Consider the following 14065-nt stretch of genomic DNA (forward strand, 5'->3'; position numbering starts at 1 on the left):
TTATATGCCGCTATTTAATCTCACCGGCAAATTTCCAGCGGGTAGTAAAATTTTCAGGCAATTGCTGACGGGTTAATAAGACCCTTACCATTTCTACAGGCATATTATTTTCGTGTAGGATGCGGTTATGAAAATCAATATTGGTCATTTTACCACTTTGAACCAGCTCTTTCTGTAACGCCCTAAACTGCAATCCACCTAACATGTATCCAATTTGGTACAATGGTCCGTACCCCCCGGTAAATGATCTACGTACCTCTGCTTCTGCATTGGCACGTTCAAACCCTACACGATCTACCAAAAAGTTGATACACTGCTGAGGTGTCCATTTACCTAAATGGTAATTCATCGAGAAAATGATACGTGCACAGCGGTGCATTCGCCAAAAAAGCATTCCAATTTTATCTTCCGGAGATTTTGCAAAATTCTGGTCCCACAGTAACATCTCCCAATACAGCGACCAGCCTTCCGTCCAGAAAGGTGTACCAAATACCTTGCGATATGGCTTATACCGGCTTTGCATAAAATATTGAAGGTTATGCCCCGGAATAAGCTCATAAAAAACTACAGCTCTGGAAAAATGCCTGTTGTTGCCACGCAGGGTCATCATTTTGGCATCTTCGCTCATATCTGCTGTAGGATAAGCGATTAACACCGATTCGCCACCCAGGAAAAACGGTGCAAACAATTGTTCCTGCGGGCTTAACATGCGCATGCGCCAGCCTTCTTTGGCCAGTGCAGGAATGGCGATAAGTTTATTTTTTTCTACAAAATTTATGGCTTCGTTGGCCAGTTCATAAACCAGCTCAGGCTGTTTCCCTAATTCAGGGTAGTCGGCTTTTACCTTTTCGAGTGCTTTTTTCCAATCGTTACCAAAGCCCATTTGTTGCGAGGCTTTAAGCATTTCTGCATCACACCAGGCAAATTCCCTGATGGCAATCGCTTCAATCTGTTCAGGTGTGTAAGCAATCATCTCATCATTCAAACTGCTTAATAAAGCTTTTCTACCTATCGGATGACCAATAATGCCACTTCCATCATCCTTAATATTTGATGGTTTAGCTATTTTTTCCATTACAGCTGCATAATCCTTCAATGCCTCTACCACATCAGGATAAACTGCTTTTGTGGCTTTGGTAAATTGCGGATCATAACCATCATAAAATTTATAGGCTTCGGTAAATACAGCCTGGTATTGATTAACAGTTTGCTGTGCCCAGGAAGCCTGTACCGCTGTAACTGTCAAATCTTTGTTTTCTATGGCTTTAGTGGTTTTCCGGATAGCTTCTTTCAGCTGTTCGAACAGTTGTTGGGTAACTTTACCGTCCTGTTGCGCACCGATTCGTCGTTTTGCCTCAAAATCCAATATTGTTTTAGCAAACGGTAACGTAAAAATGTTGCTTTTATAATCAGTATAGTTTTGCTGCAAGCTGGCCGAATCAGCACGGATATCGCGTTTTAGCAAAATATAATCTACCCTTTCGTTTACCGTTAGCTTATTAAAAGGCAATGCTTTCAATTGGTTTTGCCAATCAGCATAAAAGCGTTCCATACGTTTAAAGTATTCTTCAGATCGCTTCAATGCATATTTACGGTTAAACATCGTCTCATCTGATTGGTATTGATTAATCAGCGGACTTACCAGGCTGGCCTCATTAGTTTGAGCCCGTAATTGTAATGTAACGGTTAGAAACAAAAACAGATAAAATAGTTTGCGCATAGCGGTGGGGGCATTTTAAGTTAGTTAACGCAATATAGCTAACCGATAAGCTTTACTGCAAGGTACTTATGTAACTTATTAAAGATGTTAGATAGATCTTTTCTGTAGAAATTGATCAAAACCGTTGATACTGACTATTCGCTCTGCGAATGACTAGCATTGAGATAGAGATAGGTGGAGAAGTGGCTACCAACCAATGGCCTTATCATCCCCCCTGGGGTCGGCACCGCCCTGATAATTGCCCCATTTGGTTCTTAAAATAGCATCAACTCTGCCGATTGGGCCTCTTTGTAAAATTTTATAACCTTTTGCCTTTAACTTTTCTGTTGATAGACTATCGATGGCATCTTTTTCTACATATACCTCATCTGGCAACCATTGATGATGAAACTTTTTAGCCGTAACCGCCGACTGCATAGACATATCGAAATCGATTACATTAATGATGGTTTGGAATACAGAAGTAATGATGGTTGATCCGCCAGGTGTACCTACTACCATAAACAATTTTCCCTCTTTCTCTACAATGCTTGGTGTCATAGAGCTTAACATTCTTTTATTCGGTGCTATGGCATTGGCTTCTCCACCAACCAAACCATACATATTGGGCGCACCTGGCTTAACCGAAAAATCGTCCATTTCGTTGTTCAGTAAAAAACCGGCTCCTTTTACAGCCACTAATGATCCATAGGAACCATTTAAGGTAGTAGTAATGGAAACGGCATTTCCATCGCGGTCTACAATAGAGAAATGTGTAGTTTCTTCATGTTCCGCTCCTTTTATTTCACCAGCCGAAATAGCAGTGCTTGGCGTTGCTGCCGCCCAGCTGAAGTTTGCCATTCGGCTTTTGTTATAGCTGGCTCTTAATAATTGTTGCTGTGGGACGGCATAAAAATCGGGATCGCCTAGATGCGTTGCACGATCAGCATAAACTCTTCTTTCTGCTTCTACCATCACCTGCACGGTTGAATCGGCATTATGTCCCCATTTTTTAAGCGGATAAGGTTCTATTGACTGAAGCAGTTGGATTAGGGCAATACCTCCACTTGAAGGAGGTGGCATGGTAATAATTTTGTAGCCCCTGTAATTCCCGGTTATAGGTTTGCGCCAAATGGCGTGATAATTTTTTAAATCTTCTTTTGTAATAAGCCCTTTTCCGCGCTTCATTTCGGCTACAAGCGAATCGGCCACAGCACCTTCGTAAAAACCCGACCTGCCTTTTTCCTGGATCAGTTTTAAGGTATTGGCCAACTCCTGTTGTACCAGTACATCATTTTCCTGCCAGGTACTTTCTAAATTTACGAAAGCCGTCCCGTTTGGATTAAACTCCATAAATTTTCTATGCAAAGCATTCAATTCACCCGCTTGCCTTTTAGTAATTTTGAAACCAAGTTGTGCCAGGTTTATTGCGGGCTGCAATACCTGTGCCCAGGAAAGCTTTCCGTATTTTTGATGCGCTTCTACCATGCCATCTACTGATCCGGGTACCCCCACAGCCAGGTGTCCGTAAAGGCTTTTATCCACAACCGGATTGCCGGCAGCATCAAGATACATATCTCTACCGGCCTCCGCAGCTGCCTTTTCTCTGAAATCTAATGCATTTATTTTGCCATTTGCACCTCGGTAAACCATAAAACCGCCCCCACCAATATTGCCTGCATTGGGATAAACCACTGCCAACGCAAACTGAACCGCCACAGCGGCATCAACCGCATTCCCACCTTTTTTTAAAATATTAATACCTACCTGTGATGCTTCCGGATGGGCCGAAACCACCATGCCGTTTTTATACTCACCACTGTTGTTTTTGCCCAACTGCCCGGTTACACAACCAGACAATGCAAGCGCAACAATCAGGTAGGCTAACGCTTTTTTAAAATTATTGAGGGGCTTTATAGTTTTCTGCATCCCTATAGATTTTTTCAATTATGTCATTGTTTTTTTCGGTAATCACTTTTCTTTTCAAACTTAATTTCGGGGTAAGTTCACCGCCATCTATGCTCCACTCTTTAGGCAAAAGTGCAAATCTTTTTACCTGTTCCCATTTTCCAAAACCCACATTTGCGGCTTCGATCACCTCATTATATTTAGTGAGTACCTGCTCATTTTTAATCATCTCCTCATTGGAGTTAAAAGTAATACCTTTTCTGCCAGCCCAGGTTTTTAAGGTTTCAAAATTGGGCACAATCAGCGCAGAAGGGAATTTTCTATTCTCGCCCAAAACCATAATCTGTTCGATAAAAATCGATTCTTTATATTTATTCTCCAGCATTTGAGGGGCAACATATTTTCCGCCTGCGGTTTTAAACATTTCTTTTTTACGGTCAGTGATTTTTAAAAAGCGGCCATCAACCAGTTCACCAATATCTCCGGTGTGAAACCATCCTTCCTGATCTACTGCTTCCTGGGTTAGGTCAGGCCGGTTGTAATAACCTTTCATTACCTGGTGTCCGCGCGTAAGTACTTCACCATCAGGGGCAATTTTAACTTCCACACCCTTAATTACCTCACCAACGGTACCGAACATGGTTCCGCCGAAATGATTAACCGTAATTACAGGTGAGGTTTCTGTTAATCCATACCCTTCAAAAACAGGCATACCAGCCGCCCAGAATATTCTGGCCAATCGCGGATTTAACGCTGCTCCGCCAGAAACGATCACCACAATTTCACCACCTAAAGCTTCCTGCCATTTCTTGAAAACCAGCTTACGGGCAATACCCAGTTTGAAGTTGTACCAGGCACCTGCATCAATGGTATATTTCTCGGCTAAAGCTACCGACCAGAAGAAAATTCCTTTTTTAATCCCGGTTAGTGCTTTCCCTTTCTCCATGATCTTATCGTACACTTTTTCAAGCAGCCTTGGAACGGTAGAAAATACATTAGGTTTTACATGTTGAATATCGGCTACAATCGTTTCCATACTTTCTGCATAATAAATTCCCGTATAATTAAACAGGTATAGATAAATGATCATCCGCTCGAAAATATGTGATAAAGGCAGAAAACTTAAACCTTTTTTAACACCTTCAGGTATAACTACAGCTGAATTTACAAAATTTGCAACCAGGTTATTATGTGTTAACATTACGCCTTTAGGCGTACCTGTTGTACCTGAGGTATAAATCAAGGTCAAAACATCTTCAGGTTCTACTTTTGCACGGTATTCTTCCAGATTAATATCGGTGCTTGCTTTACCCAGTTCAATTAAAGTATTCCAGTTTTCGGTTACTGTAATTTCGTTAAAGCTATAAATCTTAATATTCGGGTTTACGGCATCGGCACAAGGCTTAATTTTTTTATATAACTCTTCATCAGCCACAAAAATGATGGCGATTTCTGCATCTTTTAAGATGAATTGTATATCGTGCTCGGCTAAAGTTGGGTATAGCGGAATCTGATAAGCGCCGATCTGGTTGGCAGCAAAATCGGCAATATTCCATTCAGGCCGGTTATGCGACATCACGGCAACCCTGCCACCTTTGCCAATACCTTGCTTAATCAATCCACGGCTTAGGTTATCTACAGCATTACAAAAATCTATTGTACTATAATTTATCCATTTTCCGTTAATTTTTCCGCTGATGAATTCCTGCTTAGGATTTTCGAGGCTGTACTTCAAAAGATCAAAAACCCGTTTAATTTCTGCCGCCATATGAATTGTATATTATTTGGTTAAGTTAAAAAAATCAAACATAAAGATTGCTACCTATTATGCTCTTTTAATGAAAATACTACCCCATAGTTGGTAAAACACTGTATTTATTTCCCTTAAAAATATTTTAATAAACTTAGCAATTACAAAATTACTATGCAAGCATTGTTTTTTATCTTATGAAAATTTTTACCCCTAAAACAGAAACGGCATTAAAGTTGTTAGGCACAGATAATAATTAGAAAAACATTATAAATATTAAATTATGAAAAAATTATTTACCATTCTATGTTGTACCGCAATGTTCGCTCTTGCAACAACATCTGTAAAAGCACAAAGTTACAAAAATGCACTTGGTGGCCGTTTTGGTAGCTATAATGGTGTTTCATTTAAAACAGGCCTAAACAAAAATGCCATGTTAGAGTTAATCGGAAACTTTAGAAGTTCTAGAGGTGTAAATTATGTTCAATTAACTGGTCTTTATGAGGTTTATAACCCAATTGGCGGTGCACCTGGATTAAACTGGTATTATGGAGGTGGTGCCAGTATAGGTTCTGTAAAAGTTAAAGGATTTGATGGTGATGTTTACCTGGGTGCAAATGGTGTTCTTGGTTTAGATTACAAATTTAAAGGTGCTCCAATCAATTTATCTTTAGATTGGATTCCAACTTTAAGAATTACCCCAGATACAGATTTCTATGGTGGAGATATTGGTTTAGGTGTTAGATTTACCTTCTAAACAAAGCCTAAATTAAAACATAAAAATCCCGTAAGAAATTATCTTACGGGATTTTTTGTATCTGAACTATAGACTCAAGACTGAGAACTTAAGACTAAGGACTAAACCCCAGTCCATTTTTTCAGTACTGCTTTTTGAGCCGGTGTTGCATTTTCATTAACAGTTGCGTTTAAGCGTACATTTGGATTCTCTTTAAGTGTTAAAGAGATTTCTTTTTCTAATCCATCACGTCTTACTTTAAGTTTCAACACATCGCCAATGTTCTTTTTACCCACCAATGGGATAACATCCAAAGAGATCATTGGGCTTTTTAACCTTACTGTTGATAGTGCATCGCTTAATGAGGTATCATCTAAACTAAGTACGAGGTCATTCACATTTAGCCCACTCACCCAGGCTGCAGAATTTCTTGTTGTAGAGGTAATCATCAAACCTTCATTTGTTAATTGTCCCGAAGCACCTGTAACCGGTTTACCAGGAGTTGCATTTTCGGAAGAAACATTTACGCCGGCATAACCGAAGTATTTTGTATATTCTACATCATCTACCCCGTTTACATATTTTGTCCAGAAATTGGTAAAACTGATTCCGGATATTTTCTCTACCATCGCTTTAAACTCGGCATCGGTATAACCGCGCTTTAAAGTTTTGCATTGCAGGTACATGGCTTTCATGACATCATCGAGGCTTTTGGCACCTTTGGTGGCGTTGATAATTTCGAGATCCATTAAAATACCAATCACTTCGCCTTTATTATAGTAAGAAATTGAATTGTTCTTTGAGTTCTCATTCGGGCGGTAACCAATGATCCATGCGTCGTAACTAGATGAAGCTGCCGATTGGTATTTGGCACCCGGGGTATTTAAAACTGTGCCTACACCAACTATTAAATCTTTCAAAAATTCGTTCACGTCAGTAAACCCGGCACGATGCAGGTATTTGTTCTCGTAATAAGAGGTAAAACCTTCAGCTACCCAAAGGTTGGTGGTGTAATTTTCGTTATCGTAATCAAATGGGCCTAAAGCAACAGGGCGCAAACGTTTTACATTCCACAAATGATGATACTCATGCGCAACCAAACTTAAAAAGCCTTTATAACCTTCGGCTGTATTGTAAGCATTTCTTGTAGCACCTAAAGTGGTAGAGTTTAAGTGTTCTAAACCACCGCCCCCTTTTAAGAAATTATGAACAATGAACAGGTAATATTTATTAGGGTTTTCTCCATAAACTGCAGTTTCCTTTTCTACAATTTTGGCCATATCTACTTTTAGCTTTTCCTTATCGTAATTGCCTCCACCGTACATGGCTACTTCATGCCGAACACCCGCGGCAGTAAATTCAAAAACATCCTGATTACCCACTTCAATAGGGCTATCGTAAAGAATATCAAAATCGCTGGCCTTATAAGTAAACTGCTCGCCGGCAACAGGGGTTAACCCGGTAGAAACCTTACTCCAGGTATTAAAAGGAATAATTTTTACCGTACTTGGCGATTTGATCATGCCGTCAGGGTGCATAAAAATACCTGTTGGTGATAAAAAAGCATGAGATTCGTCGATAAATGGTGTACGCACTGAAATTTCAAAGGCATAAACACGGTAATTAATCTGGATATTAGCCGCTTTGGCTGAAAAAATTCTCCAGGTATTTTTTCTTACTTTTTCAACTTTTACGGCCTTACCCGCTGCTGTAGCCTTAAATTCTTCTACACTTTTTTCAAATTCGCGAACCAAATAAGAACCTGGTGTCCAAACTGGCATTTTTACATCGATATAATCTTTTGTCAGTCCAGAAATATTCATCTGCACCTCCGCATAATGCGCTTGCGGTTCTTTAAAAGAAACCTCAAAACCTATTTTTACCTGTGCCTTCGCTACCATAATACACGTTAGTAGTAAAACTAAACTTAAAATTGATTTTTTATTAAACATATTCACTGTGTTTTGCTGCAAATTTATATTTATTGATGGGGTTTTAATATAAAATAGCTAAATGTGGTGTAAAATAATCAATACTTAGCCTGGATAGTCTTGAGTCCAAAGTCTTGAGTCTTTAGTCGATTCGGACTCAGGACTTGAGACTTTGGACTTTTGACTGGAAAAAACGCTGTAACATCCTTAATACAACAAAATTAGGACTAAACTATTTGAATATTTTTATGCTCTAATTCCGGAACATTAATCTTATTTTAATGTTTGGAATACGCACGACACAATATAAACATGAAGAAAAGGTATATTATCTATGCTGTTTTAGCCATAGGCCTGGCTTATTTAGTCTATTACAGAATTAACGCTAACAAGAAACTCGAAGGAAAAGGCGGGGCATCTGCAGGATCTGGCAAAGGTAAAGACGGGGGTAAGGGAGGTGCTTCTGCGCCATTGGTAGTAGATGGAATTGTCGTAAAGCCAGTATCGTTCGATAATGACCTGGAGATCACCGGCGCCATTGAGGCAAACGAATCGGTTGTGCTAAAAAGTGAAGTATCGGGATTGGTTACCGGAATTTATTTTCAGGAAGGCGCAACAGTTTCAAAAGGAAGTGTACTGGTTAAAGTAAATGATAGAGATATACAGGCGCAATTACAGGATGCACTGACCAAACAAAAACTTTCGGGCACAAATGAGAACCGGGCAAAACAATTGCTGGCCAAAGGAGCAATCAGCCAGGAGGAATACGATACGGCCCTGGCAGATTTAAAATCGTTGCAGGCACAGGCGCAATTAGTTAGGGCGCAGTTGGCCAAAACCACTATCCGTGCTCCTTTTACAGGGCATGTAGGCTTACGTAACATCTCTACAGGTACTTATTTAACCCCCACCACGGTGATTGCCAATCTGGTGAGCACCAATCCGGTTAAAGTTACTTTCTCTGTTCCGGAGAAATATGCAGGACAGATTAAAGTGAACTCAGAAATCATGTTTACTACCGATGGCTCTTCAAAACAGAACAAAGGCAAAGTTTATGCGATAGAGCCCGGGATTAATGCCGCTACCAGGACTTTACAAATTAGGGCTTTAGCTCCAAATGCAGACAACGCTTTATTACCGGGTTCTTTTGCCAAAATTAAACTGGCTTTAAATACCCTCCAAAATGCTATCCTAATCCCTAATGAAGCTGTTATCCCGGTTTTAAAAGGTAAAATTGTGTACATTCAAAAAGATGGCAAGGCACAGGAAGTTAAAGTAGAAGCGGGTACACGTACCGATGAAAACATTGTGATTACATCAGGATTGAAAGCTGGCGACACGGTATTAACTACCGGATCAATGGCTTTAAAGAAAGATGCGCCGGTTAAAGTTCATTTGGTTAAAGAATAATTATGAGTATCTCTACTACGAGTATAAAGAGGCCTGTTCTGGCCATTGTGATGAACCTTTTAATTGTTCTTTTTGGGATTATAGGTTATACTTTTTTGGGTGTTCGCGAATACCCTTCAATTGACCCTACTGTAGTTTCGGTAAGAACCTCATATCCTGGGGCTAATGCCGATATTATTGAATCGCAAATTACCGAACCTTTGGAAAAATCGATCAATTCTATTGATGGGATCAGAAATATTTCTTCGTCGAGTAACCAGGGGGCAAGTAATATTACCATTGAGTTTAACCTTGATAAAAATATAGAAGAGGCCGCTAATGATGTACGTGATAAAGTATCGCAGGCGGCCAGAACTTTACCTAAAGATATTGACGGTTTACCCGTAGTAAGTAAAGCCGATGCCAACTCCGATCCGATTTTATCGATGACGATACAGAGCGATAAACGCAATACACTTGAATTAAGTGATTTCGCCGAAAATGTAATTGCCGACCGGATCCAAACCATTCCGGGGGTAAGCAGTGTGCAAATCCAGGGGCAAAGGAAATATGCCATGCGCATCTGGATGGATCCGAACAAGCTCAGTGCTTACGGGTTAACCTCGCAGGATATTGTTACGGCCTTAGATAATGAAAACGTAGAACTCCCTTCCGGAAAAATTACAGGGGCTACCACTGAACTAACGGTTAAAACCCTAGGAAAACTGACCAACGAAAGTCAGTTTAACAACTTAATTTTAAAAGCTGACAGCAACCAGGTAGTTAAACTCAAAGATGTAGGTTTTGCCGTTTTAGGGCCAGAAAATGAAGAGACTATTCTGCGCGAATCGGGCAAACCGATGGTAGCCATTGCCATTATCCCCCAGCCAGGAGCCAATTACCTCGATATCAGCAAAGAATTTTACAAACGTTTTGATAAGTTAAAGGCTGATATCCCGCAAGACATTAAACTAAAAGTGGCATTGGATAATACCCTTTTCATTAAACGTTCGGTAACCGAAGTGGCCGAAACCATTGGTTTATCACTTGTATTGGTAATCCTGATCATTTACCTGTTCTTTAGAGATTGGGCCATCGCCTTTAGGCCATTGATCGATATCCCCGTATCTTTGATTTTTACTTTCTTTATCATGTATGCCTTTGGCTTCTCCATAAACGTACTGAGTTTGCTGGCCATTGTACTGGCTACGGGTTTGGTGGTAGATGATGGTATTGTGGTTACCGAAAATATCTTTAAAAAGGTTGAAGAAGGCATGTCGCCATTTGAGGCCGCCATTAAAGGATCCAACGAGATCTTTTTCGCGGTAATTTCGATTTCCATCACCCTTGCAGCCGTATTCTTACCCGTAATTTTCTTACAGGGTTTTGTTGGGCGCCTGTTTAGAGAGTTCGGTGTAGTAATTGGTGCCGCAGTATTGGTATCCGCCTTTGTATCACTTACGCTTACACCGATGTTAAATGCCTACCTGATGAAAAAAGGTGGACATAAACCTTCCAGATTTTACAATTGGACGGAACCTTATTTTGTAAAATTAAATGATGCCTACGGATCAAACCTGAATAAATTTTTAGCCAAAAGATGGCTTTCGGTACCGATTATCCTGGTTTGTATGGGACTCATTTTCCTCTTCTGGAAAATATTACCAAAAGAAACTGCGCCGTACGATGACAGGAGTGCCATCAACATCAATGTATCTACACCAGAGGGTGCTTCATTTGCCTATACGGATAAGTTTATCATGAAGCTAAATCAGTTGGTGATCGATTCTGTACCTGAAAAAAATGTGAACATTACCATCACTTCTCCAAGTTTTGGTGGCTCTGGCGCGGTAAACTCTGGTTTTGTACGGATGGGTTTAACCGATCCGGAAACACGTGAGCGTTCACAGAAGGAGATTGCAGATATGCTTACCCGGGTAACTAAAAAATATACCGAGGGTAAAACCATCGTGAACCAGCAACCCACCATTTCGGTGGGGCGCCGTGGCGGCTTACCCATCAGTTACATCATCCAGGCACAAAATTTTGAAAAGCTACGGGAGAAAATCCCATTGTTTATGGATGCAGTAGCTAAAGACCCAACATTTACGGTTTCGGATGTAAACCTGAAATTTAACAAACCAGAAATTAACCTCACCATCGACCGGGATAAGGCCAAAAATCTGGGCGTTTCTATTTCTGCCATTGCCCAAACCCTGAATTTAGGATTGAGCGGACAAAGGTTCTCGTACTTTTTCATGAACGGGAAACAATATCAGGTCATTGGGCAGTTTGACCGTGGCGACAGAAAAGATCCGTTGGATTTAAGTTCGGTTTATGTACGTAACGATAAAGGAGAATTGGTGCAACTTGATAACCTGGTAACCGCCAAAGAAGAAAGCAGTCCGCCACAACTGTACAGGAACAACCGCTTCATAGCGGCTACCGTTTCGGCAGGTTTAGCACCGGGCAAAAGTATCGGCGAAGGTATAGATGCAATGGATGCTATTTCAAAAAAAGTATTAGATGAGACTTTCTCTACCGATTTAGGCGGAGAATCGCGCGATTTTAAGGAAAGTTCTTCCAATACCTTTTTCGCATTCGGTTTGGCCCTTCTTTTAGTTTATTTAATTCTTTCGGCGCAGTTTGAGAGTTTTAAAGATCCGGTTATTATTATTTTAACTGTACCAATGGCAGTTGCAGGTGCATTTTTATCACTTTGGTTATGTGGCCAAAGCTGGAATATCTTCAGCCAGATCGGCACCATTATGCTGATTGGCCTGGTAACCAAAAACGGAATCTTAATTGTAGAATTTGCTAATCAACTTAAAGAAAAAGGCATCCCTATTCCCGAAGCCATCAGGGAAGCTGCGGTTTCACGTTTACGCCCAATTTTAATGACTAGTTTGGCCATTGCCATCGGGGCACTGCCTATTGCACTTGCATTGGGCGCTGCGGCAAAAAGCAGAATGAGTATGGGAACGGTAATTGTAGGCGGAACCTTGTTCTCTCTGGTATTAACTTTATTTGTAATCCCGGCCATTTACTCTTACTGGGCCAAACCTTACCGACCAAATCAAGAATTAAAAGAAGCAAATCGTTTTGAACAGGAAGCTTTACATACAGAAGAATAAGATGAGCAAGAAATTAAAAATATTTATCCTGCTGATAAGCTTATCGCTTTCGGGTTTTGCACAAGAAAAGTTAAGCCTGCAGGAAGCCATTGCCATTGCTTTACAGCATAATTACGACATCAAAATCAGTAAAAACCAGATCGATATAGCCAAGAATAATGCCAATATTGGCAATGCAGGTATGTTACCTAATGTAACTGGAAATTACTCCAATGGCGGAAGTATCCAAAATACACGACAAAGCCCGGTAACAGGTCCGGACCGGGTAATTACCGGAGCGAAGAGTACCAATAGCAGTTATGGTGCTGAATTAAACTGGACTGTTTTTGATGGTTTTCGCATGTTTGCTAATTACGATCGTTTAAAAGAACTGCAAAAACAGGGCGAATTAAATTCACGTTTAACCATTTTAACTACTGTGGCAGATGTAATTACGGCCTATTACGATATTGTAAGACAACAACAATTGGTTAGGGCGGCTGATAGCGCAATGGATGTTTCGGTATTGCGTACCAATATTGCCAAAACAAAATTACAGCTGGGGCGTGGTTCAAAACTGGATGTATTAACCGCACAGGTTGATTACAATACGGATACATCAAATTACCTGCAAACCAAAAATGCTTTACAGATTGCTAAAGTCCGTTTAAACCAATTAATGGTCAGGGATATCGGTACGACCTTTTCTGTTGCAGATAGCATTGATGTGGATAAGGGCATCTTGTTTAGCAAAATGGCCGAAATGGCCGAAAAGCAGAACCCTGACGTACAGAATGCATTTATCAATCAACGCATTGCTTCGTTAAATTTAAAATCCATCCGCGGGGCACGTTATCCTGCAGTTAGCCTAAATTCTGGTTACAGTAGGGCAAACAGTACCAGCCCAACCGGCTTTAACCAAAAATTTGCGGCCAATGGATTTACTTATGGCGTAACGGCAAGTATCAATTTATTTAATGGTTTTTTACAGCGCCAGCAAGAACGTAATGCCAAAATAGAGATCGATAATTCAGTCCTTAACCTCAACAAAACCAAGCTGGATGTAAATACACAGCTGCTTACTGCCTACGAAAATTATAGTACTTATTTGGATCTGATCAAATTAGAACAGCGAAATGTAGATATTGCGAAGGAGAATCTAGATATCACTTTAGCAAAATACCGTTTGGGCAGCATAGCTCCATTAGAATTGAGAGAAGCACAGCGTAATGCCATTGATGCACAAAACCGTTTCATCGAAATGCAATATCAGGCCAAAATAGCCGAAAACACGCTGAAAACGATTAGTGGAAGTATTGATTTGGTCAACTAATAATTCACCCCTAACCAGAAAGTTATCAGATACATCAGGCATAGCCGGTGGCTAAATCATTCGTTAATGTTAAAAAGCCTTTTTTAACATTAAAATCAAACTATTTTCTGATTAATTTTTAAGCTGCCAGGCCATTGGTTAAAAGCTTCGCCAAACCTGCATCCACGTTAAAACACCACCAATAAGCGTTAAAAGAGGTAACGAAA

General features: G+C 40.3%; 8 protein-coding genes. 4 read left to right on the top strand and 4 right to left on the bottom strand.

The features are described 5' to 3' along the window. Positions 1-10: 10 nt before the first annotated feature. The 3 genes from ABEG20_RS15325 to ABEG20_RS15335 form a co-directional block, all read right to left on the bottom strand. On the bottom strand, positions 11-1720 hold the full coding sequence (locus ABEG20_RS15325; protein ID WP_406824160.1) for a DUF885 family protein: 1710 nt from the start codon (positions 1718-1720) through the stop codon (positions 11-13). Positions 1721-1906: 186 nt separating this feature from the next. Beyond that, positions 1907-3628: a gamma-glutamyltransferase gene (ggt, locus tag ABEG20_RS15330; RefSeq protein WP_406824161.1), complete on the bottom strand. Its 1722-nt coding sequence runs from the start codon at positions 3626-3628 to the stop codon at positions 1907-1909. Next, the gene (locus ABEG20_RS15335) at positions 3600-5375 is read right to left on the bottom strand and encodes an AMP-dependent synthetase/ligase (RefSeq protein ID WP_406824162.1); all 1776 of its coding nucleotides are present in this window, start codon (positions 5373-5375) and stop codon (positions 3600-3602) included. The genes ggt and ABEG20_RS15335 overlap by 29 nt, the downstream gene beginning before the upstream one ends. A gap of 265 nt (positions 5376-5640) precedes the next feature. Between ABEG20_RS15335 and ABEG20_RS15340 the strand changes: the two genes are divergently transcribed. Beyond that, on the top strand, positions 5641-6114 hold the full coding sequence (locus ABEG20_RS15340; RefSeq protein WP_406824163.1) for a hypothetical protein: 474 nt from the start codon (positions 5641-5643) through the stop codon (positions 6112-6114). 101 nt (positions 6115-6215) lie between these two features. Here the strand turns inward: ABEG20_RS15340 and ABEG20_RS15345 are convergent, their stop codons facing one another. Beyond that, positions 6216-8045, bottom strand: coding sequence for a M61 family metallopeptidase (locus ABEG20_RS15345; protein ID WP_406824164.1), 1830 nt, complete (start codon positions 8043-8045; stop codon positions 6216-6218). A 291-nt stretch (positions 8046-8336) separates the two neighbouring features. On the opposite strand from ABEG20_RS15345, the gene ABEG20_RS15350 reads away from it, so the two are divergent. From ABEG20_RS15350 to ABEG20_RS15360, 3 genes are read left to right on the top strand one after another with little or no spacing between them, the layout of a single operon-like run. Beyond that, entirely contained in the window at positions 8337-9434 is a 1098-nt protein-coding gene (locus ABEG20_RS15350) for an efflux RND transporter periplasmic adaptor subunit (RefSeq protein ID WP_406824165.1), read from the top strand. Positions 9435-9436: 2 nt separating this feature from the next. Then, positions 9437-12547 carry an efflux RND transporter permease subunit gene (locus ABEG20_RS15355; RefSeq protein ID WP_406824166.1) on the top strand — a complete coding sequence of 1037 codons (3111 nt, stop codon included), beginning with the start codon at positions 9437-9439 and terminating at the stop codon, positions 12545-12547. Position 12548: 1 nt separating this feature from the next. Continuing rightward, positions 12549-13859, top strand: a complete 1311-nt coding sequence (locus tag ABEG20_RS15360) for a TolC family protein (RefSeq protein ID WP_406824167.1) — start codon at positions 12549-12551, stop codon at positions 13857-13859. Positions 13860-14065 lie beyond the last annotated feature (206 nt).

Source organism: Pedobacter sp. KACC 23697, assembly GCF_045348445.1.
GTDB lineage: Bacteria > Bacteroidota > Bacteroidia > Sphingobacteriales > Sphingobacteriaceae > Pedobacter.